Annotated in this window: 17 protein-coding genes and 1 pseudogene; 12 read left to right on the top strand and 6 right to left on the bottom strand. The window is 74.1% G+C overall.

What is annotated here, in order from left to right:
* A pseudogene (locus tag IF37_RS46185) lies at window positions 1–527 on the bottom strand (hypothetical protein); the annotation flags it as partial.
* A gap of 201 nt (window positions 528–728) precedes the next feature.
* Here IF37_RS46185 and IF37_RS0133895 point away from each other — a divergent pair.
* From IF37_RS0133895 to mmsB, 6 genes are all read left to right on the top strand, one after another.
* Window positions 729–1,886: a mandelate racemase/muconate lactonizing enzyme family protein gene (locus IF37_RS0133895; protein WP_030751724.1), complete on the top strand. Its 1,158-nt coding sequence runs from the start codon at window positions 729–731 to the stop codon at window positions 1,884–1,886.
* Window positions 1,883–2,887, top strand: a complete 1,005-nt coding sequence (locus IF37_RS0133890) for a zinc-binding dehydrogenase (RefSeq protein ID WP_030751721.1) — start codon at window positions 1,883–1,885, stop codon at window positions 2,885–2,887. The genes IF37_RS0133895 and IF37_RS0133890 overlap by 4 nt, the downstream gene beginning before the upstream one ends.
* Before the next feature lie 113 nt (window positions 2,888–3,000).
* Complete coding sequence (locus IF37_RS0133885; protein ID WP_030751718.1) at window positions 3,001–4,017, top strand: hypothetical protein; 1,017 nt, start codon at window positions 3,001–3,003, stop codon at window positions 4,015–4,017.
* A gap of 6 nt (window positions 4,018–4,023) precedes the next feature.
* On the top strand, window positions 4,024–5,133 hold the full coding sequence (gene chvE, locus IF37_RS0133880; RefSeq protein ID WP_030751715.1) for a multiple monosaccharide ABC transporter substrate-binding protein: 1,110 nt from the start codon (window positions 4,024–4,026) through the stop codon (window positions 5,131–5,133).
* A 34-nt stretch (window positions 5,134–5,167) separates the two neighbouring features.
* Complete coding sequence (gene mmsA, locus IF37_RS0133875) at window positions 5,168–6,718, top strand: multiple monosaccharide ABC transporter ATP-binding protein (protein WP_030751712.1); 1,551 nt, start codon at window positions 5,168–5,170, stop codon at window positions 6,716–6,718.
* Window positions 6,715–7,959 carry a multiple monosaccharide ABC transporter permease gene (mmsB, locus tag IF37_RS0133870; RefSeq protein WP_030751709.1) on the top strand — a complete coding sequence of 415 codons (1,245 nt, stop codon included), beginning with the start codon at window positions 6,715–6,717 and terminating at the stop codon, window positions 7,957–7,959. Before mmsA ends, mmsB begins: the two co-directional genes overlap by 4 nt.
* 148 nt (window positions 7,960–8,107) lie before the next feature.
* On the opposite strand, the gene IF37_RS0133865 is transcribed toward mmsB, so the two are convergent.
* Window positions 8,108–8,566, bottom strand: coding sequence for an Rrf2 family transcriptional regulator (locus IF37_RS0133865; protein WP_030751706.1), 459 nt, complete (start codon window positions 8,564–8,566; stop codon window positions 8,108–8,110).
* Between the two features lie 75 nt (window positions 8,567–8,641).
* Here IF37_RS0133865 and IF37_RS0133860 point away from each other — a divergent pair, with 75 nt between their 5' ends.
* From IF37_RS0133860 to IF37_RS0133850, 3 genes are all read left to right on the top strand, one after another.
* Window positions 8,642–11,593, top strand: a complete 2,952-nt coding sequence (locus IF37_RS0133860) for a beta-galactosidase (protein ID WP_030751703.1) — start codon at window positions 8,642–8,644, stop codon at window positions 11,591–11,593.
* 148 nt (window positions 11,594–11,741) lie between these two features.
* Window positions 11,742–12,374 carry a hypothetical protein gene (locus IF37_RS40060; protein WP_030751700.1) on the top strand — a complete coding sequence of 211 codons (633 nt, stop codon included), beginning with the start codon at window positions 11,742–11,744 and terminating at the stop codon, window positions 12,372–12,374.
* Complete coding sequence (locus tag IF37_RS0133850; RefSeq protein ID WP_030751697.1) at window positions 12,371–13,573, top strand: MAB_1171c family putative transporter; 1,203 nt, start codon at window positions 12,371–12,373, stop codon at window positions 13,571–13,573. The genes IF37_RS40060 and IF37_RS0133850 overlap by 4 nt, the downstream gene beginning before the upstream one ends.
* A 208-nt stretch (window positions 13,574–13,781) precedes the next feature.
* Here IF37_RS0133850 and IF37_RS0133845 read toward each other — a convergent pair whose 3' ends face one another.
* Window positions 13,782–14,627: an SMP-30/gluconolactonase/LRE family protein gene (locus IF37_RS0133845; RefSeq protein ID WP_030751694.1), complete on the bottom strand. Its 846-nt coding sequence runs from the start codon at window positions 14,625–14,627 to the stop codon at window positions 13,782–13,784.
* Window positions 14,624–15,397 carry an IclR family transcriptional regulator gene (locus IF37_RS0133840; protein ID WP_030751691.1) on the bottom strand — a complete coding sequence of 258 codons (774 nt, stop codon included), beginning with the start codon at window positions 15,395–15,397 and terminating at the stop codon, window positions 14,624–14,626. The genes IF37_RS0133845 and IF37_RS0133840 overlap by 4 nt, the downstream gene beginning before the upstream one ends.
* A 161-nt stretch (window positions 15,398–15,558) precedes the next feature.
* Between IF37_RS0133840 and IF37_RS0133835 the strand changes: the two genes are divergently transcribed.
* The gene (locus IF37_RS0133835; protein ID WP_253915928.1) at window positions 15,559–16,170 is read left to right on the top strand and encodes a hypothetical protein; all 612 of its coding nucleotides are present in this window, start codon (window positions 15,559–15,561) and stop codon (window positions 16,168–16,170) included.
* On the opposite strand, the gene IF37_RS44695 is transcribed toward IF37_RS0133835, so the two are convergent.
* Window positions 16,167–17,045 (bottom strand): RimK family alpha-L-glutamate ligase, encoded by an 879-nt coding sequence (locus IF37_RS44695; protein WP_030751685.1) that lies wholly within the window; start codon window positions 17,043–17,045, stop codon window positions 16,167–16,169. The genes IF37_RS0133835 and IF37_RS44695 overlap by 4 nt on opposite strands.
* Window positions 17,046–17,198: 153 nt before the next feature.
* On the opposite strand from IF37_RS44695, the gene IF37_RS0133825 reads away from it, so the two are divergent.
* Together IF37_RS0133825 and IF37_RS0133820 are read left to right on the top strand one after the other, a co-directional pair.
* Complete coding sequence (locus tag IF37_RS0133825; RefSeq protein WP_030751681.1) at window positions 17,199–18,644, top strand: acyl-CoA synthetase; 1,446 nt, start codon at window positions 17,199–17,201, stop codon at window positions 18,642–18,644.
* Window positions 18,637–20,160 carry a carboxyl transferase domain-containing protein gene (locus IF37_RS0133820; RefSeq protein ID WP_030751678.1) on the top strand — a complete coding sequence of 508 codons (1,524 nt, stop codon included), beginning with the start codon at window positions 18,637–18,639 and terminating at the stop codon, window positions 20,158–20,160. Before IF37_RS0133825 ends, IF37_RS0133820 begins: the two co-directional genes overlap by 8 nt.
* Here the strand turns inward: IF37_RS0133820 and IF37_RS0133815 are convergent.
* A partial coding sequence (locus IF37_RS0133815) for a S8 family serine peptidase (protein WP_030751675.1) occupies window positions 20,135–23,662 on the bottom strand: 3,528 nt, incomplete at its 5' end. The two genes, IF37_RS0133820 and IF37_RS0133815, sit on opposite strands and share 26 nt — an antisense overlap.

Raw genomic sequence — 23,662 nt, 5'->3', positions numbered from 1 at the left:
GTAGTGGCGGCGGCGCCCTCCGTCGTGGCCTCACCGGCCGGGGCCGGGGTGTCGCCGGAGAAGGGCGAGAAGGGCGCGTCCGTGCCGGCCTCCGCGAGGCTGAGCCCGCCGGCCGCGAGCACGAAGCCGGCCGCGATCAGCAGGGCCCGGCGCCGACGGCGCCGGTGCACGGCGGCCTTGCGGTCCCGTCGGCCGCCCGCGACGCGCTCATCCGCCCGGGCCGCGGCCCGCCCGCCGACGGGGGCTCCGTCTCCGGCGGGCCCGCAGCCGTCCTCGCCGTCCGGTGCCGCCCCGCCCGGGCCGCCCCGCCCGTCCGGTTCACCCGGTTCACCCGGCGGCGCGTCACGGCCGGTGTACGACGCGTCGTCCGCCGGCCCGGCCGGCCGGGCCCCGTACGCCACGGGTGGCCGCGTGCCCCCGCCCCCGTCCCCGGGCGCGGTGACGGCGAGCCGGTGGGCCGGGGTTCCGCACCCGGGGCAGGCCGGGGCGCCGTCGAGGTGCCGTCGGCACGGGGAGCAGTAGTCCATGTCGCGGGAAGACCAGGAGCCCGCGCCGCCCCGGTTCCAGACACCGCTGTGAAGGTTTGGTGCGGGGCCCCGGGAACCGTCGAAGGCCGTGCCGAAACCGTTACCTGTTCGACCCATTGACACCCCCGCCGCGGCGTCCTTACTGTCACGCCAACATTTCGAACGTGTGACGAAATCTCGAACAGCTGAGGGGCAATCGCCGTGCGCATCACCGGAATCAGCACGCATGTCGTCGGCACACCGTGGCGCAACCTGACCTACGTCCAGGTGCACACCGACGAGGGAATCACGGGCGTCGGCGAGACCCGGATGCTCGGTCACACCGACGCGCTCATCGGCTATCTGCGCGAGGCCGAGGCCAATCACATTCTCGGATCGGACCCGTTCGCTGTCGAGGACCTGGTACGCCGGATGAAGTACGGCGACTACGGACGCGCCGGCGAGATCGTCATGTCCGGCATCGCGGTGGTCGAGATGGCGTGCTGGGACATCAGGGGCAAGGCGCTGGGCGTGCCGGTGTGGCAGCTGCTCGGCGGGAAGGTGACCGACAAGGTCAAGGCGTACGCCAACGGGTGGTACACCACCGAGCGGACGCCGGAGGCGTACCACAAGGCCGCGCAGCAGGTCGTGGAGCGCGGCTACCGGGCGCTGAAGATCGACCCGTTCGGCACCGGGCACTTCGAGCTGGACCACGAGCGGACCCGGTACGCCGTCTCGCTCATCGAGGCCGTACGGGACGCCATCGGCCCGGACGCCGAGCTGATGCTGGAGATGCACGGCCGCTTCTCCCCGGCCACCGCCGTCCGGCTGGCCCGGGAGCTGGCGCCCTTCCGGCCCGCCTGGCTGGAGGAGCCGGTGCCGCCGGAGAACCTCAAGGCGCTGGAGAAGGTCGCGGCCAAGGTGGACATGCCGGTCGCCACCGGTGAACGCATCCACGACCGGATCGAGTTCCGCGAGCTGTTCGAGAACCAGGCGGTGGACATCATCCAGCCGGACGTCGGCCACATCGGCGGCATCTGGGAGACCCGGAAGCTGGCCGCCACCGCCGAGACCCACTACATGCTCGTCGCGCCGCACAACGTCGGCGGCTCCGTGCTCACCGCCGCCTCCCTCCAGGTGGGGTTCAGCACACCGAACTTCAAGATCCTCGAACACTTCAACGACTTCGCGGACGCGGAGATCAAGAAGGTCGTCAAGGGGGCGCCGGAGGTCGTCGACGGGTACTTCCACCTGTCCGACGCGCCCGGTCTCGGCGTCGAGCTGGACGTGGACGCGGCGGCCGAGTTCCCGCAGCAGCAGGCCCGGTTCGACCTGTGGGCCGAGGGCTGGGAGCAGCGCAGGCCCAAGGGGACCGCGTGAGCACCGCCGTCGTCGTCGAGGCGCCCGGGGTGCACCGGGTGACCGCGCACACGCCCGCGGACCCCGGTCCCGGCGAGGCGCTGGTGGCCGTGCACGCGGTGGGCATCTGCGGCAGCGACCGGGAGGTGTACCAGGGCAACCGGCCCGAGGGGTACGTGACCTACCCGCTCACCCCCGGCCACGAGTGGTCGGGGACGGTCGCGGCGGTGGGGGCCGGGGTGCCGGCCTCGCTCGTCGGCCGCAAGGTCGTCGGCGAGGGCTTCCGCAACTGCCAGGTGTGCGACCGCTGCCACGCCGGGCAGACCACGCTGTGCACGGCCGGGTACGAGGAGACCGGGTTCACCCGGCCGGGCGCCATGGCCGCCACGCTCACCCTGCCCGCCCGGCTGCTGCACGTCCTGCCGGACGACGCCGACCTGACCGCCGCCGCGCTGCTGGAGCCGGCCGCCTGTGTGGCCGCCGCGGCGCTCAAGGCGAACGCCCGGCCGGGCGAGCGGGTCGCGGTGGTCGGCACCGGCACGCTCGGGATGTTCGCGGTGCAGTTCCTGGCAGCCGTCTCGCCCGCCGAGCTGCTGGTGGTGGACGTGCGGGACGACCGGGAGGCGCTGTCCCGGCGGTTCGGGGCGACCGGCTTCCGGCTCCCGGACGCGGAACTGCCCGACGACATCGACGTGGTGATCGAGACCGCCGGGTCCGCGTCCGCCGCGCGCACCGCCGCCGCGCTCCTCCGGCGCGGCGGGCGCCTGGTCCTCACCGGCCTCCCGGCGCCGGGCGCGGACGGGCTGGACCCGACCGGTCTGGTCGTACGGCAGCTGGAGGTGCACACCGTCTTCGGGGCGCCGCCGGACGCCTGGGCGTACGCCGTGCGGGTGTTCGGCGCCGGGCTGCTGGACCCGCTGCCGCTGGTCACGCACGAACTGCCGCTGACCGAGTTCCCCCGGGCCATCGAGCTGGTGGGGGCCGGTGATCCGCGGGTGGGCAAGGTGCTGCTCCGCCCCTGACCGGGCGCCGGCCGGGGCGTGACCTGACGGCGCCCCGGCCGGTGCCCACCCGGTGCCCTCGCATGCCCAGAGCCGCGAACCTCGTCCGAAATACCGAACATGAAGGACAGCTTGTGACCGACGCTTCCGCTCCGGCGCCCCGCAGGCCCGGCGAGCAGGTGCTCGCCGCACTCGGCCTGGGCGCGCCCGCCCCCGACCCCGCCGACACCTCCGTCCACACCTTCCCGGGCGGCGGTCGCTGGCGCACCGAGATCCCCTCGTGCGAGGGGCCCGAGGCGCTGGCGGTCGTCCTCAAGGAGTCCGCGCGCCTCGACGTGCCGGTCCACCGGATCAGCCAGGGCAGCGGCGTGTGGATGCTGACCGACGCCGAGATCACCGAGATGGTCGAGGCCGCCGGCGCACGCGACATCGAACTCTGCCTGTTCACCGGACCGCGCGGCACCTGGGACACCGGCGGCTCGGTGCGCACCGACTCACGGGGGGCCGGACTGCGCGCACGGGGCCACGACGCCGTCGCCGGCTGCGTGGAGGACGCCGTCCGGGCCACCGGGCTGGGCGTGAAGTGCCTGCTGGTCGCGGACGAGGGCGTGCTGTGGACCCTGCACCGGGCCCGCACGGCCGGGATCATCCCGGCCGACACCACCCTGAAGGTCTCCGCGCTCATCGGCCCGGTCAACCCGGCCTCGTACGCCGTCTACGAGCGGCTGGGCGCCGACTCCGTCAACGTGCCCAGCGACCTGACGCCGGCCCACCTCACCGAGATCCGCCGGGTGTCCGGGGCCCCGATGGACCTGTACATCGAGGCCCCGGACGACCTCGGCGGCTACGTCCGGATGTACGAGGTCGCCGAGCTGATCCGGCGCGGCGCCCCGCTCTACCTGAAGTTCGGTCTGTCCAAGGCCCCCGGCATCTATCCGTGGGGCCGGCACCTGCGGGACGTGACCCTGGACACCGCCCGGGAGCGGGTGCGGCGCGGCCGGCTCGCCCTGGACCTGCTCGCCCGGCACGGCGCGGACGGTGACATGGCGCCGCTCGGCTCCCGGCTGCCGGGGACGCTCCACCGCTTCCCCGTCGAAGCACCCGCACCTGTCACCTCCGCTCCTCTCAACGACGAGAACGACAAGGACTGATCCCAGATGCGCAACCGCAGAGCCGCACTCGCCGCCCTGGCCGGAGCCGCCTCGCTCGCCCTCACCCTCACCGCCTGCGGTCAGAGCGGCGAGGGCGGCAGCAAGGAGACGTCGGGCGACGTCAAGGGCGCCACCATCGGCATCGCCATGCCGACCAAGTCCTCCGAGCGCTGGATCTCCGACGGCAAGAACGTCGTCAAGGACCTCCAGGCCAAGGGCTACAAGACCAAGCTGGTCTACGGCGAGGACGACCCGGAGACCCAGGTCTCGCAGATCGAGAACCTGATCACGCAGGGCGTCAAGGGCCTGATCGTCGCGGCGATCGACAACAAGTCCCTGGACCACGTCCTCCAGGAGGCCGCGGACGCGCACATCCCGGTCATCTCCTACGACCGGCTGATCCTCGGCACCAAGAACGTCGACTACTACGCCTCGTTCGACAACGAGAAGGTCGGCAAGCTCCAGGGGCAGTACATCGTCGACAGGCTCGGGCTCACCAAGGGCAGGAAGGGCCCGTTCAACATCGAGCTGTTCGCGGGCTCCAACGACGACAACAACACCAAGTACTTCTTCGGCGGCGCCATGAGCGTCCTCCAGCCGTACATCGACAAGAAGCAGCTGGTGGTCAAGTCCGGGCAGACCAGGCTGACCCAGGTCGTCACCCTGCGCTGGGACGGCACCACCGCGCAGAAGCGCATGGAGGACGTCCTCACCTCCGCCTACAAGAGCGGCCGGGTCGACGCGGTCCTCTCGCCGTACGACGGCATCTCCATCGGCATCCTGTCCGCCCTCAAGTCGGACGGCTACGGCTCGGGCAGCAAGCCGCTGCCGGTCATCACCGGCCAGGACGCCGAGCTGGCCTCGGTGAAGTCGATCATCGCCGGTCAGCAGACGCAGACCGTCTACAAGGACCTCCGCAAGCTCGCCGAGGTCGCCGCCACGATGATGGACGACTCCCTGAAGGGCAGGAAGCCCGAGGTCAACGACACCAAGACGTACGACAACGGGACGAAGGTCGTGCCCGCCTACCTGCTCCAGCCGGTGAGCGTCGACAAGGGCAACTACAAGCAGGTGCTGGTCGACGGCGGTTACTACACCGAGGCCGACCTCAAGTAACCCGCCCATCTCCTACGGATTGGAAGGCACGACCATGGCGGGACCCGTCCTGGAAATGCGCTCGATCGTCAAGACCTTTCCCGGTGTCAAAGCGCTGTCGGACGTCACCCTGACCGTCCGGCGGGGCGAGGTCCACGCCATCTGCGGGGAGAACGGCGCCGGCAAGTCCACCCTGATGAAGGTGCTCTCCGGCGTCCACCCGTACGGCAGTTACGAGGGGGACATCCTCTTCGAGTCGGAGACCTGCCGGTTCAAGGACATCCGGGCGAGCGAGCAGCACGGCATCGTCATCATCCACCAGGAACTGGCGCTGGTGCCGCATCTGTCCATCGCGGAGAACCTCTTCCTCGGCAACGAGCACGCCACGCGCGGACTCATCAACTGGCGCGAGACCCTGCGCCACGCCACCGCGCTGCTGCGCCGGGTCGGTCTGGACGAGCACCCGGAGACCCGGGTCGCCGACATCGGCGTGGGCAAGCAGCAGCTCGTCGAGATCGCCAAGGCGCTGTCCAAGCAGGTGAAGCTGCTGATCCTGGACGAGCCGACGGCGGCCCTGAACGACGAGGACAGCGACAAGCTCCTCGATCTGATCCTGGAGCTGAAGGACCAGGGCATCACCTCGATCATCATCTCCCACAAGCTGGGCGAGATCCGCAAGGTCGCCGACTCGGTGACGATCATCCGGGACGGGCGGTCCATCGAGACCCTCGATGTGAAGGCACCGGAGACGACCGAGGAGCGGATCATCGCCGGCATGGTCGGCCGCGACCTCGACCACCGCTTCCCCGAGCGCACCCCGCACCAGCCGGAGGAGGGCGCGGCGCCGGCGCTGGAGATCCGCGGCTGGACCGTTTTCCACCCGGTCGACCAGCAGCGCAAGGTCGTGGACGACGTGTCCCTGAACGTGCGCCGCGGCGAGATCGTCGGCATCGCGGGCCTGATGGGCGCGGGCCGCACCGAACTCGCGATGAGCGTCTTCGGGCGGGCCTACGGCCGGTACGCGGCCGGCACGGTCCTGAAGGACGGCACGGAGATCCGTACGAAGAGCGTGGCGGAGGCGATCGGGCACGACATCGCGTACGTCACCGAGGACCGCAAGCACTACGGCCTGAACCTCATCGACACCATCAACCGGAACATCTCGCTGACCGCGCTGAACAAGGTCGCCAAGCGGGGCGTGGTGGACGAGCACGAGGAACGGCAGGTCGCCGAGGGCTTCCGGAAGTCCATGAACATCAAGGCGCCCACGGTCTTCGAGCCGGTGGGCAAGCTCTCCGGCGGCAACCAGCAGAAGGTCGTCCTCAGCAAGTGGATCTTCGCGGGGCCCGACGTGCTGATCCTCGACGAACCGACCCGCGGCATCGACGTGGGCGCCAAGTACGAGATCTACACGGTCATCGACCAGCTCGCCGCCCAGGGCAAGGCGGTGGTCTTCATCTCCTCCGAGCTTCCCGAGCTGCTCGGCATGTGCGACCGCATCTACACGATGGCCGCCGGGCGGCTGACCGGTGAGGTGCCGCGGGCCGAGGCCACGCAGGAAGTGCTGATGCGCCATATGACGAAGGACAAAGAGGTAACGCGATGAGCACGGATGTGACCGCCAAGAGCCCGGCCCCCGCGCCGCCGGGCAGGAGCGGACCGGCCGCCGACGGGGGACTGCTCGGCCTGATGCTGGCCGGTCTGCGCCGCAACATGCGCCAGTACGGCATGCTGATCGCGCTCGGCCTGATCGTGGTCCTCTTCGCGATCTGGACCGACGGGGACCTGCTGCTGCCGCGCAACGTCTCCAACCTGGTGCTCCAGAACAGCTACATCCTGATCCTCGCGATCGGCATGATGCTGGTCATCATCGCCGGGCACATCGACCTGTCGGTCGGCTCGCTCACCGCGTTCGTCGGCGCCTTCGCGGCCGTACTGACCGTGCAACACGGGATCTCCTGGCCCATCGCACTGGTGCTGTGCCTGGTGATCGGCGCGGTCGCCGGCTCGATCCAGGGCTATCTGATCGCCTATCTCGGCATACCGTCCTTCATCGTCACCCTCGCCGGGATGCTCCTCTTCCGCGGCCTCACCGAGATCCTGCTCAAGGGCCAGACCCTCGGCCCGTTCCCGGACGGTCTGCAGAAGCTCGGCAACGGCTTCCTGCCCGAGACCGGCCCGCACACCAACTACCACAACCTCACCCTGCTGCTCGGGCTCGTCCTGATCGCGGCCGTGGTGTGGCAGGAGTTCCGGGACCGCCGCCGCCAGCAGGAGTTCTCCCTGGACGTGCTGCCGACCCGGCTGTTCCTGCTCAAGCTGACCGCCCTGGTCGCCGCGATCCTCGTGGTCACCCTGCTGCTCGCCAGTTACAAGGGCGCCCCGATCGTGCTGATCATCCTCGGCGCCCTGGTGGTCGGCTACGGCTACGTCATGCGCAACGCGGTCTTCGGCCGCCACATCTACGCGATCGGCGGCAATCTGCCGGCGGCCAAGCTGTCCGGTGTGAAGGACAAGAAGGTCACCTTCTACGTCTTCCTGAACATGGGCGTGCTCGCGGCCCTGGCGGGTCTGGTGGTCGCCGCCCGGCTGAACGCGGCCTCGCCGAAGGCGGGCGTCAACTTCGAACTGGAGGCCATCGCCTCCTCGTTCATCGGCGGCGCGTCCATGAGCGGCGGTGTCGGCACCGTCCTCGGCGCCATCATCGGCGGCCTGGTCCTCGGCGTGCTGAACAACGGCATGAACCTCCTCAGCGTCGGCACCGACTGGCAGCAGGTCATCAAGGGCCTCGCCCTGCTGGTGGCGGTCGGGTTCGACGTGTGGAACAAGCGCAAGTCCGGTTCGTGAGCCCCCGGCGGCCGCAGCCGCGCCCATGGCACCGGGCGGACACGGCACTCCCGGCACCCGGCCCCGCCCGGCGCTGAACACCGCGACCGCCCGCTCCGGATCGAGGGGCGGCCCGTGCTCCCCCACGGGCCGCCCCCGGCGTCGCCCGTCAGGGGTTCTCCCAGGCCGCCGGTTCCGCCGCCAGCGCCCGGACCGGCTCCGGCAGCGCGTCCGCCGCGAGGTCGGCGACCGTGACGCCCTCCAGGACGCGCCGCACGTTCGCCCGCAGGGCGATCCACAACGGCAGCAGCGGCCGGGCCGTGCCCGTGTAGGCGAGTCCCGTCGGGCGTTCGCCGCGCACCGACACGATCGGGCCGTCGACCGCCCGGATGACGTCCGCCACGGTGATCGACGGCGCCGTCCGCGCCAGCCGGTAGCCGCCGCCCCCGCCACGCCGGCTGTCCACGATCCCGGCCCGCCTGAGGTCGCCCAGGATTCCTTCCAGAAACTTGTGCGGGATGTCCTGCACGGCGGCGATTTCCTCTGCCTTCACCGGGCCGTTACCCTGCCGTACGGCCAGCTCCAGTACCGCCCGTACCGCGTAATCCGCCCGTGCCGAGATCCTCATGGGTCCATTGTGGGGCGTTCCGCCATGGAGAATGGCCGGACCCGCGCCCCCGTAAGACCGCCGGGAGGATCCACCTTGGCGCTCAGCAGACGTACCTTCAGTGCCCTGGCCGGCTCTGCCGCGCTCGGTATCGCCCTGGGCCCCAGCGGCGGCCCCGGAGCACCCCCGGCGTACGCGGGTGGCAGCGCGCCGACCGGTCCGGCGCCGGCCCCGCCGCGCGCCGACGGCGAACGCCACACGATCGGGTACGACCGTTACTCGCTGCTCGTGGACGGGCGGCGGCTGGTGGTGTGGTCCGGCGAGCTGCACCCCTTCCGGCTGCCGAGCCCGTCCCTGTGGCGGGACGTGCTCCAGAAGATGCGGGCGCACGGCTACAACGCCGTCAGCGTCTACGTGGCGTGGAACTACCACTCCCCCGCGCCCGGCGTGTACGACTTCTCCGGCGTCCGGGACCTCGGCCTGTTCCTGCGCACGGCGGCCGAGACGGGGCTGTACGTCATCCTGCGCCCCGGCCCGTACATCAACGCCGAGGTCGACGGCGGCGGCTTCCCCGGCTGGCTGACCGCGACGAAGGGCACGGCCCGGACCGACGACCCGACGTACCTGACGCACGTCGACGAGTGGCTGACCCGGGTGAACCGGATCGTCCGCCGGCACTTGTACACCCGGGGCACCGGCACGGTCCTGCTGTACCAGATCGAGAACGAGTACGACGCCCACGTGCGGGAGGACACCGGCCGGAACTACATGTCCCACCTGTACGCCAAGGTGCGGGCCGACGGGATCGACGTCCCGCTGTTCCACAACGACAAGGGGCGCAACGGCTACTGGGTCCCCGGCTCCTTCGGCACCGGCGGGGAGAAGGGCGGCTGGCTGTACGGGTTCGACGGCTACCCCTCGCCCTCCCAGACCCCGCCGGACTGGGGGCACTACGGCCCCGGCGGGCCCACGGGCGGGGCCACCGCCTCGCCCGCCACGCCCGGGTTCGTGCCCGAGTTCGGGGGCGGCTGGTTCGACCCGTGGGGCGGGGCCGAGTTCGACGGCCGGGGGTACGCCGAGTCGCGGCGCACCCGGGACGCGGCCTACGAGCGCCGTTTCCACCTGACCAACCTGGCCAACGGCATCACCCTGCACAACGTGTACATGACGTTCGGCGGGACCTCGTGGGGCTGGCTGCCCGCGCCGGTCGTCTACACCTCGTACGACTACGGGGCCGCGATCGACGAGGGGCGGAACGTCACCGGCAAGATCGCCCCGATGCACCAGCTCGGACACCTGCTCCAGCGGGTGCCCGACTTCGCCAAGCTGGACCGGGCGGCGGATGTGACGGCCGAGGGGCTGAAGGTCTACCACCTCACCAACCAGGACACCGGCGCGCATGTGTACATCGCCCGCAACGACGGCACCGAGGCGGTCACCACCGGCCTGCCGACCGACGCCGGCGAGGTGCGGATCACCGTGCCCGGCAAGGACGCCAAGCTGCTGACCACCGGGCTGAAGCTGGGCGAGCGGACGCTGAAGTACTGCACGGCCGCGCCCATGCTGTGCCTGACGGCGGGCCGGCAGGACATCGCCGTGTTCGCGGGGCGCGACGGCGAGATGGCCGAGCTGGTCCTCGACTGTCCGGCCGAGCCGCTGGTGCAGCGGCTGGACCCGGAGGGCGGCTGGGCCTACGACGGGGGCGAGTTGCACGTGAACGCGCCCCTCGGCGAGGCGGGGCTGACCCGGGTGCTGGTGCAGCACGGCGAGACCGACACCCCGCTGCTGCTGCTCTTCGCCGACGACGCCACCGCCGTCCGCCTGTTCCCGTACGACACCCCGTCCGGGACCCTCCTGGTGTACGGCCCGGCGCTGCTGCGCCACGTCGAGCTGCGCGGTTCGGAGGTCCACCTGACCGGTGACCTCAAGGAGCCGACGGGGATGGAGGTGTGGGGTCCGCGCGGGATCGACACCCTGGTGTGGAACGGGCGCCGGCTGGCCACCCGGGTCACCCTCTCGGGCAGCCTGATGACCACCGGGACGCTGCCGGACGTGCCCGAGGTGCGGCTGCCCGCGCTGGGCGGCTGGCGGATGCGGCGGGAGAACCCGGAGGCGGGCCCGGGCTTCGACGACTCCTCGTGGAGGAAGGCCGACAAGACGGCGTCCGCGAGCACCACGGCCGTCCCGGACGGACAGCCGGTGCTCTTCGCCGACGACTACGGCTTCCACTACGGCGACGTCTGGTACCGCGGCACCCTCACCGACACGACCGGCGTCGAGGAGGTCTCCCTCGCCTACAGCACCGGCACGCAGGGGCTGCTGATGGCCTGGCTGGACGGCGAGCCGCTGGGCACGCACCGGATGCCGGTGCCGGACAAGCGGACGGTCCGCAAGGGGAGCTGGGCGGAGACGGCCGTCCTCCCGGTGCGCGAGCGGCTGCGCTCCCCCGGCCGGCACGTGCTGTCCGTGCTCGTCCGGCGGATGCAGCACGACCAGGACGGCAAGGGCCTGGACACGCACAAGGCGGCCCGCGGTCTGACGGCGGTCACCTTCAAGGGCGCGTCGCCGCGGGTGAGCTGGCGCCTCCAGGGCGAGGGCCCCGCCGACCCGGTGCGCGGGCCGATGAACAACGGCGGCCTGTACGGCGAGCGGGAGGGCTGGCACCTGCCCGGGTTCCGGGACCGGGACTGGGAACCGGCGTCCTTCCCGCGCGCGGCCCGGTACCAGGGCGTGACCTGGTACCGGACCACGTTCCGGCTGTCGGTGCCGGCCGACGTCGACGCGTCGGTCGGGCTGACCCTGGACGACGACCCGTACCGGGCCTACCGCGCCCAGATCTTCCTCAACGGCTGGAACCTGGGGCAGTACGTCAACAACGTCGGTCCGCAGCACACCTTCGTCCTGCCGAACGGCATCCTGCGCACCCGGGGCACCAACACCCTCGCGCTGGCGGTGCTCTCGGAGTTCACCACGCTGTCGGGCCCCGGCTCGGTACGGCTGACGCTGCTCGGCAGCGCGTCCGGCGGGGTGCCGGTGACGCCCGTCTGAACACCGGGAATCGTTTCGATTTGAACGACTGTTGGGGGAACGCGGGACGCGGCCCCGTCCGGCCGCGTACCCTCGGACCAGCCATGACGAGGCGGAACGAGCCATGACGGGCCACGAGGCGGGACAAGGCGGAGACGGGGGCCGGCCGATGAACGGGGCGGGCGCGCGACGGCGGGCCGCGGGACTCGCCGCACGGCTGCGCCGCCCCCGCCCCGGCGCCGCGATGCGCTCCCTCGCCGGCGCGCTCGCCGCCGCCGTCCGCGCCCGGCCCGAGCCGCCCGACGACGTACGGGCGCTGTGCCACGCCCTGTGCGAGGAGATGACCGCGCTGCGCGCCGGGCGGCCGGTGGAGCTGCGCTTCGAACGGTTCCCGGACGAGCTGGAAGTCACCGGGCTGTGGGTCGAGTTCGCCGACTTCGACCTGGTCATCGTGGAGGAACGGGCCGAGGCCGTGCAGCAACTGGTCATCCTGGGACACGAGCTGTGGCACCTGCACACCGGCCACCGGCACGACCACCTCGCCGGGGCCGCCGCGGCCCGCGCCCTCGCCGACACGCCCGACTGGCGGGAGGCCGCCCTCACGGTGGCCGCCCGCAACGGCTCCCGGGAGACCGACGAGGCCGAGGCCGACGACTTCGGGCACCGCCTGGCCACCCTGTTCCGGGGCCACCTCGCCGGCACCCGGTCCGCGCCGCCGGACCCCGTGCAGCGTTCCCTCGGCTACCGCGGCGGCGATGACCGGGCGGACGGCCCCCGGGGGCGAGGGGGAGCCGGGCGGTGACCGCGGCCGCGCGGGGCCCCTCGGGCTTCCTCAGCGATCTCTACATCTCCTTCTGGATTCCCGCGGCCCTGCTCGCCGCCGCGCTGGGGGTCAAGCTGCCCTCGATCGTCCGGCTGTGGCGGGACCCGCTGCTGCGGGCGGTCGGCGCGCTGCTGGTGCTCGGCTGCGCGGTGTCCGTGTTCTGCACCCCGTCCACCATCGCCCTGGTCAACCGGGTAACCGGCGTGCCCAACGCCGCCGCGCCCTGGTGCTACTCGCTGATCACCGCGTTCGGCGGGTCCTGTCTGCTGCTCCTCGTCACCTGGCGCAACGGCCCGGCCGGCCGCTCGGCCGCCACCCGCCGCGCGACGCGCCGGGTGATCTGGGCGTACTCGGGGGTGATCGTCGCCCTGTGGGTGCTGTTCCTGCTCGCCGACGCGCCCGCGGAGCGGCTGCGGGACCTGGACACCTACTACGCCACCACGCCGTTCATGCGCGAGGAGATCCTGCTCTACCTCCTCGCGCACGCCGTGGCCTGCCTGATCAGCTTCCGGCTGGTCCGGGACTGGGCGCGCGCCGAGGGACTGGACGCCTGGCTGCGCCGCGGGCTGCGGCTGCTGGGCGCCGGCTACGCGCTGAACCTGCTCTACGACGCGGCCAAGCTGACCGCCGTCGCCGCGCGCTGGTCGGGGTGGAACGCGGACTGGCTGAGCACCGACCTGGCACCGCCCGTCGCCGCGCTCTCCGCCGTCCTCGTCGCCGTCGGCTTCATCCTGCCGCACGCCGGCCAGTACCTGCGCGACCGCCGGCGGGTCCGGCTCGCCCACCGCGAACTGCGGCCCCTGTACCGGCTGCTGCGCGGCGCGAGCGGCGTGGGCCTGCCGTTCGTGCTGCGCGCCACGCCCGAACTGCGGCTCACCCGGCGCGAGACGTTCATCCGGGACGTGCTGCTGCCGCTGGTCCGGCGCCTGGACACCGGGCTCTGCGGCCGCGCGTACGACGCCGCGCTCGGACTCGGCCATCCGCCCGAGCGGGCGCGGGCGCTGGCCGCCGCGGTGTGCATCCTGGACGCGGTCGAGGCCGGCGCCCGGACGGCGCCGGCGGGGCCGGGCTGCGGGCCCGACCCGACGAAGCTGCTCCGCGAGATCGGTGCCGTGTCCCGGGCGCTGCGCCACTCCGGGGACGTCGAGGCGATACGGGTTGCCTGCCGGCCGCTGTGAGGGTCCCGCTGTGGGGGGTGGGGGGCGTGTTGGTTGGCGGGTGTGGGGGCTCGCGGCTGGGGGTTGGGGGCATGCCGGTGGGCGGGTGCGGGTGGGGTGTGGCTGGGCGCGCAGTTCCCCGCGCCCCTTGCGGGGCACTTGCCTGCGGGTGCGTCGGGGCTGGGCGCGCCGTTCCCCCCGCCCCTTGCGGGGCGCCGGGCGGGGTGTGTCAGCCGGTGAACGGGGTTGGGGGGAGGCCCTGGCCCGCGTTCGGGATGATCAGGAGGGAGCCCGCCAAGGGGTGCGGGGAGGACAGACCCGTGCGGGCCGTCGTGACGTACAGGTCGGTCAGGCCGGCGCCGCCGAACGCGCAGGCCGTCGTCCGCGGGGTCGGCAGGGTGATCACCCGGTCCAGCTCCCCGTCGGGCGTGTAGCGGCGCACCGCTCCCCCGTCCCACAGCGCCACCCACACACAGCCCTCCGCGTCGACCGTCAGGCCGTCCGGGAAGCCCGCGCCCTCCTCGATCTCCACCAGCGGGCGGCGGTCGCGCACCCCCTCGGCGTCGTGGTCGAAGACGTCCACGCGGCGCGTCGGGGTGTCGATGTAGTACATGCGGCGGCCGTCGGGGCTCCAGCCGGTGCCGTTGCTGACGGTGACGTCCGGCAGGACCGTCGTCACGCCGCCGTCCCCCGTGATCCGGGACAGCGTGCCGCCCCCGGCCGCCTCGTCGTAGCGCATCGTGCCCGCCCAGAGGGAGCCGTCCGGGGCCACCGCGGCGTCGTTCGCGCGGCGCCCCGCGACCGGCTCGTGATGCAGCCAGCGGAACGTGTCGTCCGGGTCCAGCAGCCCGACGCCGTCCCGCAGGTTGAGCACCAGACCGCCGCCCGCGCGGGGCTTGACCGCGCCGACGTGCTGCGGCGCCGTGCGGATCGTGCGGGCGCCCGAGGAGGGGTCGTACGTGTGGATCCGCATGCCCAGGATGTCGAGCCAGAGGAGCCGGCCCGTCGCCGGGTCCCAGGTCGGACCCTCGCCGAGCGCCGCCTCCGCCCGCACCGCGACCTCGTACGCCGTCATGCCGCGCTCCGGTGGCCGAGCCGCTCCGACAGGTCCGCCGCGCCCTTGGCGGCCAGTTGCTCCAGCTCGGCCCGGCGCTCGTCGCTCCAGCGGATCATCGGAACGGAGATGGACAGCGCGGCCACGACCTGGCCGGTGCGGTCGCGGACCGGCGCGGCCACGCAGGAGACGTCGGGGTTGGACTCGCGGCTCTCGACCGCGATGCCGCGCCCCCGGATCGCGGCGAGGGCCTCGCGCAGCGCGGCCGGTTCGGTGATGCTGTTGGGCGTCATCGCGGTCAGCTCGGCGCCGTCCGGGACGCGTGCGGCCAGTTCGGCCTCGGGCAGCGAGGCCAGCAGCATCTTGCCGACCGAGGTGCAGTGGGCGGGCAGCCGGCGGCCGGCCGCGGAGACCATGCGGACGGCGTGGGTGGAGTCGACCTTGGCGATGTAGATGACGTCGGTGCCCTCCAGGATGGCCACGTGGACCGTCTCGTCGCAGGTCTCGGCGACCGTGCGGGCCACCTGCTGGCCCTCGGCGGCGAGGTCGAGCTGCTCGGCGTAGCGGCTGCCGAGCTGGTACGGGCGTACGCCGAGCCGGTACCGCCCCGGCTGCCCCGGCACCTGCACGATGTAGGAGCGTGCCGCGAGCGTGGTGACCAGCTCGTGCACGGTGGTGCGGGGCAGCTGGAGCCTGCGCACGATGTCGGGGGCGGAGAGCGTTCCCTCCCCGTCGAGGAACAGCTCCAGGATGTCGAGAGCCCGGGTCACGGCGGGCACGAGGCGTCCCACGTCCGGCCCCCTCCCTTGGGTCTAGGCGCCCGTGCGCGATATCGGCCGTCAGGCGTTCGAGATATCAACAGGCGATCGGCATGACGAACATAGGCTAGTCAGGGAAGGTGGCGCGGGCAATGGCCGGGCACCGGCCGGGCACCATGGGTGGCATGGGTGGCATGGGTGACAGGGGACTCGACTTCCAGCTGGTGCTGCTGCGCCGCATGGCCGATCACAACCCCGACCTCGTCGAGGAGGCCCGGCGGCGGCTCGGCGCGTCGGCCGCGGACATGCGGGAGGCCAACAAGCGGTGGCAGGCGATGGTCCGCTCGCCGCGGGCCCGGGGTGCCGCCGCCCGGTACCGCTCCGTCCTCGGCGCCCCCGAGTCCGTGGTGCCCCGCCGCCTCGGTGACGCCGGCTGCGAGGCCCGGCGGTGGGCCCTGCCGCTCTGGCCGGAGCTGCGCTTCGAGGTGCTCGTGGGGCCCGACGGCGGGGTCTGGAACGAGTGGCTGGTGCGGGCGCCGGACGCGCCGGCCCCGGCCCTGCGCGCCCTGGAGGACCTGACCGCCTGGTCCTGCACGGTGGACGAGGCCGCCCGCGCCTTCGCCCCCGCCCGGCCGCTGGAGGGCACGGCCCCCACCCGCTGGGGGCTGGCCTTCACCGCCCCGGACCGGGACGGCGTACGGCACGAGGTGGTCGCCGAGTTCACCTGGGGCCTGCTCCAGCGCACGGCCGTCGTCTCCCGCTCCGACCGGTCCGGCCGGGGCGGACGGGGCGGCCGAGCCGGCTAGGCGGGGTCCACGGCCGCCGCCAGGATCGCCTCCGTCACGTACGGCAGCGAGTCCGGGTGCAGCCACAGGAACAGGTTCGGCTCGACCAGTTCCAGTTCCATCAGGCGGGGCTCGCCGTCGTCGCCGTCCACCAGGTCCACCCGCGCGTACAGCAGCCCGGGGCTGTCCGGCACGGCGGCCAGCGCCTTCCGGGCGACGGCCAGTTCGGCGTCCGTCGGCTGCCAGCGCTCCAGGTCGGGATGGGCGACCTTCACGGCGTCGTACGGGGTGCCGGGGGACAGTACGGCCCCCTTGCGGCTGGCGTGCAGCAGCCGGCCGCCGAAGAACTGGAGCGCCCGCTCGCCGCGCACGTCGATGCCCGGCATGTACGGCTGCACCATCGCGGTGAAGCCCTCGGCGTGCATCCGCGCGAGCTGCCGCAGCGCGGTGTCGTGCTCGGCGGGCGTGTAGCGGGCGGCGAACCGGGCGCCCGCCCCCGAGGTCGGCTTGATCACGAAGTCATGGCCGTCAGGCAGGTCGGCCGGCTCGCCGGGCGCCGTGTAGCGGGTGGGGACGGTGGGCACGCCCGCCGCCGCCAGCTCCCCGAGGTAGCGCTTGTCGGTGTTCCAGCGCACGACGGTGGCCGGGTTGGCCAGCCGGGTCAGCGTGCCGGTCCGTTCCACCCAGGCGGCGAACTCGGCCGCCCGCCAGCTGTAGTCCCAGGTCGAGCGGATGAGCACCAGGTCGTACCCGGCCCAGTCCACGGCCGGGTCGTCCCAGTACCGCGCCTCCGCCTCGGCACCGGCGTCGCGGAGGGCGCGCACCAGCACCGGGAGGTCGATGTCCTTGCCCGGCTCGGCTCCGGGGTCGTAGGTGGCGAGGGCTATGCGGGGCACGGCGGACTCCCTGTCGTACGACGGTTCGACGGTCGGTGCGGCAGTGAGGCTAACAAGCACCGGCCGGGGCCCGGCGGGCGGGACGGCCGCTGGTGTAGGAAGGGTGCTGCCGTGCCCGGCGGCCGGCACCGTCGACAGTAAGGAGTGCGCCGCGTGTCCTCTCTCTTCCCCGCCCTGGCGGGCGGTCCCGGCGAGCGGGTCGCCCTGCGGTTCGGGCCACGGACCCTGACGTACGGCGGACTCGCGGGCGCCGCCGGTGCCCTGGCCGCCCGGATCGGGGCGGCGGGCCGGGTCGCCGTGTGGGCCACCCCGGAGCTGGAGACCGCCGTCGCGGTGACCGGGGCGCTGCTCGCCGGGGTGGCCGCGGTGCCGCTCAACCCGAAGTCGGGCGAGCGGGAACTGGCGCACATCCTCGCCGACAGCGCGCCGTCCCTCGTCCTCACCGCGCCCGGCACCGAACTGCCGCCCGTCTTCGGGGACCTGGCACGGGTGGAGGTCGACGCGTCCGCGTCCGGGCCGGTCCCGGCGGAGTCCGCCGCGGACGGCGACCCGGCGCTGATCGTCTACACCTCCGGGACCACCGGGCCGCCCAAGGGGGCGGTCCTGCCCCGCCGGGCGCTGGCCACCACGCTGGACGCGCTCGCCGACGCCTGGCGGTGGACCGGGGACGACGTGCTGGTGCACGGCCTGCCGCTGTTCCATGTGCACGGGCTGGTGCTCGGCGTCCTCGGCCCGCTGCGCCGCGGCGGCTCGGTGCGGCACCTGGGCCGGTTCTCCCCCGAGGGCGTGGCCCGGGAGCTGGACTCCGGCGCGACCATGCTCTTCGGGGTGCCGACGATGTACCACCGGATCGCCGAGGCCCTGCCGGACGACCCGGGGCTGGCCGCGGCGCTCGGCCGGGCCCGGCTGCTGGTCTCGGGGTCGGCCGCGCTGCCGGTGCACGACCACGAGCGGATCGCGGCGGCCACCGGGCGCCGGGTGATCGAGCGGTACGGCATGACGGAGACGCTGATGAACACCAGTGTGCGGGCCGACGGGGAGGCCCGGGCCGGCACGGTCGGGGTGCCGCTGCCGGGCGTGGAGCTGCGGCTGGTGGAGGAGGACGGCACGCCGGTCACCGCGTACGACGCGGAGACCGTCGGCGAGATCCAGGTGCGCGGTCCGAACCTGTTCACCGAGTACCTGAACCGGCCCGACGCCACGGCCGCCGCGTTCACGCCGGACGGCTGGTTCCGCACCGGGGACATGGCGGTGCGCGAGGCCGACGGGTACGTCCGGATCGTCGGGCGGAAGGCCACCGACCTGATCAAGAGCGGTGGTTACAAGATCGGGGCCGGTGAGATCGAGAACGCGCTGCTGGAGCACCCGGGGGTGCGGGAGGCCGCGGTCACCGGGGAGCCGGACGCCGACCTGGGCGAGCGGATCGTGGCCTGGATCGTCCCGGCGGACCCGCAGGCGCCGCCGTCCGCCGGGGAGCTGGCGGACCACGTGGCCCGCCGGCTCGCCCCGCACAAGCGCCCCCGCGTCGTCCGCCACCTGGACGCGCTGCCCCGCAACGACATGGGGAAGATCATGAAGCGGGCGCTGGCCGATGGCTGAGCGGCTGTCGGCGCGGGAGATACTCGCGCTGGTCACCGACGCGGGCACCTTCCGCGAACTCGCGGACCCCGCCGGGCGGTCCGAGCCCGACGGCCCGCTCGGCTGGCCGGGTTACGACGCCTCCCGCGCCCGTGCCGCCGCGCGCACCGGCGAGCGGGAGTCGGTGGTCTGCGGCACCGCGCGCGTCGGGGGCACCCGGGCCGTGCTGATCGCCTTCGAGTTCGGCTTCCTGGGCGGCTCGCTGGGCGAGGGCACCGGGGACCGGCTGGAGGCGGCGTACGCATACGCCCGCGCGCACCGGCTGCCGGTGGTGCCGCTGATCGCGACCGGGGGCAGCCGCATGCAGGAGGGCATGCGCGCGCTGACCCAGCTCCAGCGGGTGGCCCGCCAGTCCGCGCTCACCAGGGCGGCCGGGCTGCCGCAGCTCGCGGTCCTGCGGGACCCGACGACCGGCGGCGGCTGGGCCACGCTCGGCGCGGGCGCGGACGTCGTGCTGGCCCTGCCCGGCGCCCAGGTGGGCTTCGCCGGTTCCCGGGTCCGCCCGCCCGGCGCCGACCCGGCCGCGTACACGGCCGAGGCCCAGGTGGCGGCGGGCTCGGCGGACGCGGTGGTGGTGCCGGCCCGGCTGAGGGAGGTCCTCGGGACATGGCTCCGCCTGCTGTCCGGACAGCGGACGGGACCGACCTCGGCGGAGACCGGCACGGACCCCGCGGCCCCGGCCCCCACCGGAGCCGGTGCGCATGAGTGCGGAGCCGGTGCGGAGGAACCCGGAGCCGGTGCGGAGGGGCCCGGAGACGACGCGGGGGGCCGGGGGGGCGTGCCCGCTCCGGTGCCGTTCGCCCTCGGTCGGGACGGGTTGCCGGTCACCGGGTGGGAGGCCGTCGGGCGGGCCCGGGACGCCGGGCGTCCGCGGGCGCGGGCGTATCTGGACGCCTACTTCGGTGACCGGGTGCTGATCAGCGGCGACCGGTGCGGCGGCAGCGACCCCGACGGGATGCTGTGCGGGTTCGGCGAGCGGGACGGCCGCACCGTGGCCTACGCGGCGCAGACCGGCACCGCGACCCGCCCCGCCGGGTACCGCACCGCCGCCCGGCTGATCCGGCTCGCCGACCGGCTCGGCATCCCCGTGCTGACGCTGGTGGACACCCCGGGCGCCGCCAACGACGCGGACGCGGAGCGGCAGGGGGCCGGGGCCGCCATCGCCGAGGTGTTCGCGGCGGTGGCCGGCGCGCGGGTGCCGATCACCACGCTGGTCGTCGGCGAGGGCGGCTCCGGCGGGGCGCTGGCGCTGGCCGCGCCGGGCAACACCTGGGCCACTCCCGACAGTTACTTCTCGGTGATCGCGCCCGAACTCGCGGCGGCGATCCTCAAGCGGCCGCCCGGGGAGGCGGAGGCGACCGCGGACCGGCTGCGCGTCCGGCCGCAGGACCTGGTGGAGCTGGGGGTGGTCCGGGGCGTCGTCGGGCCCGCGGACCACCCCCGCGCCGGGGCTACCGCACCGCCACCGCCCGGATGATCTCCTGGGTGACCGAGCCGCCCCTGTCGTCGTGGGCCGAGGCCCGCAGGGAGACGTGGGCGGCGCCGCGCGGCACGGTGAGCGTGCCGCGCCAGGAGGCGCCCCGGCCGGCGGTCAGCGGGACCGTCCGCCAGACCGTGCCGTCGTCGTACGACACCTCCAGCCGGCCGCCGCCGAGCCTCCCGGTGCCGGGCGCCCCCGCCACGTACGCGGCGCCGATCCCGATCGGTGTCCGCTTCCCGCCGGGCACCGTGCCGGCGAGGTCGGTGTCGAGGTCGAAGGCGAGGTTGACGAGCGGCAGGAGGGTCCAGCGGTCCTCAGGGGTGGCCGCCGACCGGACGGTCCACTCGGTGTGGCCCTCGGTGGCCGGCCGCCACCCGCCGGCGTCCAGGGCGGTGTCGGTGACCACCTTGTAGGTGTGTTCGTCGGCGGGCGCGTCCCGGACGTAGGCGGCGGAGCCGCTGCGCCGGTCGACGAGGGTGCCGTCCAGCCGGACGGCGGTGGTCTGGCGCATGCCGCCGCCGTCGCCCCACACGTCGCCGAAGCCGGTGTGGTCGGGCCCGGAGTCGCCCCAGCCGGGGGTGTTGAACCGGAGCTGGTTCCCGGCGCGTTGCTGTCCCCAGCCCAGCCCGGTGCCCAGCCACGGGTGCCACACCGGACGGAACCAGTCCAGCCCCGGCCGCGATCCGCCCGCGTACCGGACCAGGCCGCCGCGCTCCTCCAGCGCGCCGTCGCGTGCGGTGACGGACTCGTGCCACAGCTGGCCGGGGCCGGTGGAGACGTAGTCGGTGCGCTCGGCGGGCAGGTCGACGCGCTCCTGGAAGCCGAGGCCGATCGGGAAGGTGTCGGTGATCGAGTACCGGAACTCGCCCCCGACGGCCGGCCGGGCCGCGTGGAACCTGACGTGCACGGCGGCGAGCCGGTCGCCCGCGGGGGCGTAGGTGAGGTTCCGGTCCGGGATCGCGCCCCGGTGGCCCTCGGACAGGTCGTACACGTACGACGGGTCGGGGATGCCGGTCATGTCGACCCGGCCCGCCGCCCGCAGCCGGGCCGCGTCCGCGCGGTCGACCGTGGCGATCTGGAGCGGCCGGTCGGCGTTGTCGTCGGTGCCCCACCAGGCCGTCAGCCGGCCCGGCGCGTCGTCGGTCACGAACAGCGCCCTGGCTCCGGCGTCCTGCGCGGCGCCGGCGAGCGCGGCCGGGTCGGCGCCGTCGGCGAGGTGGGCGAGGACCGCCTTGCCGGCCACCCCGGTCAGCGGCCCGTCCCCGACGTCGGCCAGCGGCAGCCGGGTGCGTCCCTCGATCAGGGTGCCGCCGGCCTGCACGGTCGCCTCGCCGATCCCCTCGACCTCCAGCAGCGGTTCGGCCAGCCGCCACACGGTGCGGTACTCGAAGGTGCCCCGGGTGACCTTGCCGGTGGGCGCGGCGAAGACGCTGTCGTAGGCCGGCGGCACCTGGACCGCGCCGAACAGGTCGGCGCCGTCCGCCGCCCGGTCGTACTCCATGACGAGCTGGCGGGTCTCCGTGCGCCGGCCGACGGCCGCCCGGACCTCGCGCAGTGCGCGCGCGTCCAGGGTGACGTCACGGTCGCGGTCGAGGGCGATCTCGGGGGCCGCGAGGAAGCCGAGGCCGAGCGAGTCGGCGCCGTGGCTGCCGCGCACGTCGAGGAAGGAGGCCAGGCTGTAGGTGCCGGGTTCCAGGCGCAGCGCGAGGGTGCCCGAGCCGTCGACGTGCGCGGGCTGGGCGTCCTGGCCCGCGGCGAGCCGCTGCACGGTGAGGTCGGCGGCCGCGGGCGCTCCGTCGCGGTCCTTCACATGGACCGTGAGCGTGTACCGCTCCTCCTCCTTGACCAGCCCGAACGCGGTGTGCGCGAGGGGCGTGCCATCCGGGCCCGCGGCCACGATCCGGCCGCTCGTCTCGCCGACGGGGGCCTTCGCGCCGTCGCCGGTGACGGTGGTGGAGGTGGTGCCGTGGGCGGGGACGGTGAGGGTGTCCCGGGCGAGGGTGGCGACGCCGTCCGGCGCGTCCGTCACGGACAGTCTCAGTTCGACGGGCCGGTCGGCGGAGTTGGTGTAGGTGACGGTGCGGGTCACCGGCCGGTTCGCGTCGTACGGCCAGCGGTGGAAGCCGAGGTCGGCGCTGCCGGTGGCGGTGACGTCCGCCCGCACGGCGTCGGGCACGCTCACCCGTCCGGCGCCGACCAGGTAGGCGGAGGCGTCGAGCTGCCGGGATGTGGACATCAGCGCGTCCTTCAGCCGGGCGCCGGTCCAGTCGGGGTGCCGCTCGGCGAGCAGGGCGGCCACGCCCGCGACCTGCGGGGTCGCCATGGAGGTGCCGCTCATGGAGGTGTAGGGGCCGCTGCCGGGGACGAGTCCGGAGCGGGCGGCGAGGATGTCGACGCCGGGCGCCGAGACGTCGGGTTTCAGCGCGTGGTCGCCGGGGCGGGGTCCGCCGGAGGTGAAGTAGGCCGGCCGGTCGGCGGAGTCGACCGCGCCGACGGTGAGGGCGGCGTCGGCGGCGCCGGGCGAGCCGATGGAGGAGGGGGCGCCCGTGTTGCCGGCGGCGACGACGAACAGCGCTCCGGTCTGCGCGGAGAGGGTGTTCACCGCCTGGGCCATCGGGTCGGTGCCGTCGCTCGGCTCGGTCGAGCCCAGGCTCATGGAGACGATCCGGGCGCGCACGTCCCGGGCCGCCCACTCCATCCCGGCGATGATCTGCGACTCGCTGCCCGTGCCCTGGTCGCCGAGCACCTTGCCGACGGCGAGCGCGGCGCCCGGCGCGACCCCCTTCTCCCTGCCGTCGGAGGCGGCGCCGCTGCCGCCGACGGTGGAGGTGACGTGGGTGCCGTGTCCGTTGCGGTCGGCGACCTCCTGTCCGTCGACGAAGCTCTTGCCGGTGGTGACGCGGCCCGCCAGGTCGGGGTGGCCGAGGTCGGCGCCGGTGTCGAGGACCGCGACGGTGACGCCCTTGCCGGTCAGCCCGGCGTCCCAGGCCGTGCCGGTGCCGATCTGGGCGTTGCTCTCGGCCATGGCGGCGCGGACCCGCCCGTCCAGCCACACCTTGTCGATGCCGGACGAGCGGATGAACGACCGCCAGAAGGCACGCCCTTTGCCGGCCGCCACCGCGGCCCCGCGCAGGCTGGGCAGGGCCCGCGTCCGCTCGGTGCCGGCCGGGGTCGCGGCCCGCACGCCCTCGTCGTAGGTGACGATCAGCGGCAGCGCGCCGGTCTCGGCGTCGGTGAGCCCCTGCCGGATCAGCCCGCCGACGTCGAACAGCCGCCGGTCCAGGGTGCCGGCCCGCAGGTACGGCAGAGCCTCGTCCGGTACGACGGTGAGGTGTCCGCCGCCCGACTCGGTCCGCACGGCGCCCGGGGCCCCGGGGGGCCGTCGCACGGTCACGGTGCGCCGGCCGCCTCCCAGCTCGGTAACGGTCACCTCGTCGCCCGTGACGAGGGTGACGGTCGTGCGGGCGGGGGCGGTGCGGGGGGCGGCGGGGGCGGGGGC

The organism is Streptomyces sp. NRRL S-31 (assembly GCF_000718775.1).
Taxonomy (GTDB): domain Bacteria; phylum Actinomycetota; class Actinomycetes; order Streptomycetales; family Streptomycetaceae; genus Streptomyces.
Note: the sequence above shows the minus strand (reverse complement) of the source record. Positions and strands in the feature narration are given on the sequence as shown.

Bases quoted from the DNA above. Each gene is read 5' to 3' on its own strand.
- chvE (WP_030751715.1), top strand. From the start codon at position 4,024: ATGCGCAACCGCAGAGCCGCACTCGCCGCCCTGGCCGGAGCCGCCTCG.
- mmsA (WP_030751712.1), top strand. From the start codon at position 5,168: ATGGCGGGACCCGTCCTGGAAATGCGCTCGATCGTCAAGACCTTTCCC.
- mmsB (WP_030751709.1), top strand. From the start codon at position 6,715: ATGAGCACGGATGTGACCGCCAAGAGCCCGGCCCCCGCGCCGCCGGGC.
- IF37_RS0133865 (WP_030751706.1), bottom strand. From the start codon at position 8,566: ATGAGGATCTCGGCACGGGCGGATTACGCGGTACGGGCGGTACTGGAG.
- IF37_RS40060 (WP_030751700.1), top strand. From the start codon at position 11,742: ATGAACGGGGCGGGCGCGCGACGGCGGGCCGCGGGACTCGCCGCACGG.
- IF37_RS0133845 (WP_030751694.1), bottom strand. From the start codon at position 14,627: ATGACGGCGTACGAGGTCGCGGTGCGGGCGGAGGCGGCGCTCGGCGAG.
- IF37_RS0133835 (WP_253915928.1), top strand. From the start codon at position 15,559: ATGGGTGACAGGGGACTCGACTTCCAGCTGGTGCTGCTGCGCCGCATG.
- IF37_RS0133820 (WP_030751678.1), top strand. From the start codon at position 18,637: ATGGCTGAGCGGCTGTCGGCGCGGGAGATACTCGCGCTGGTCACCGAC.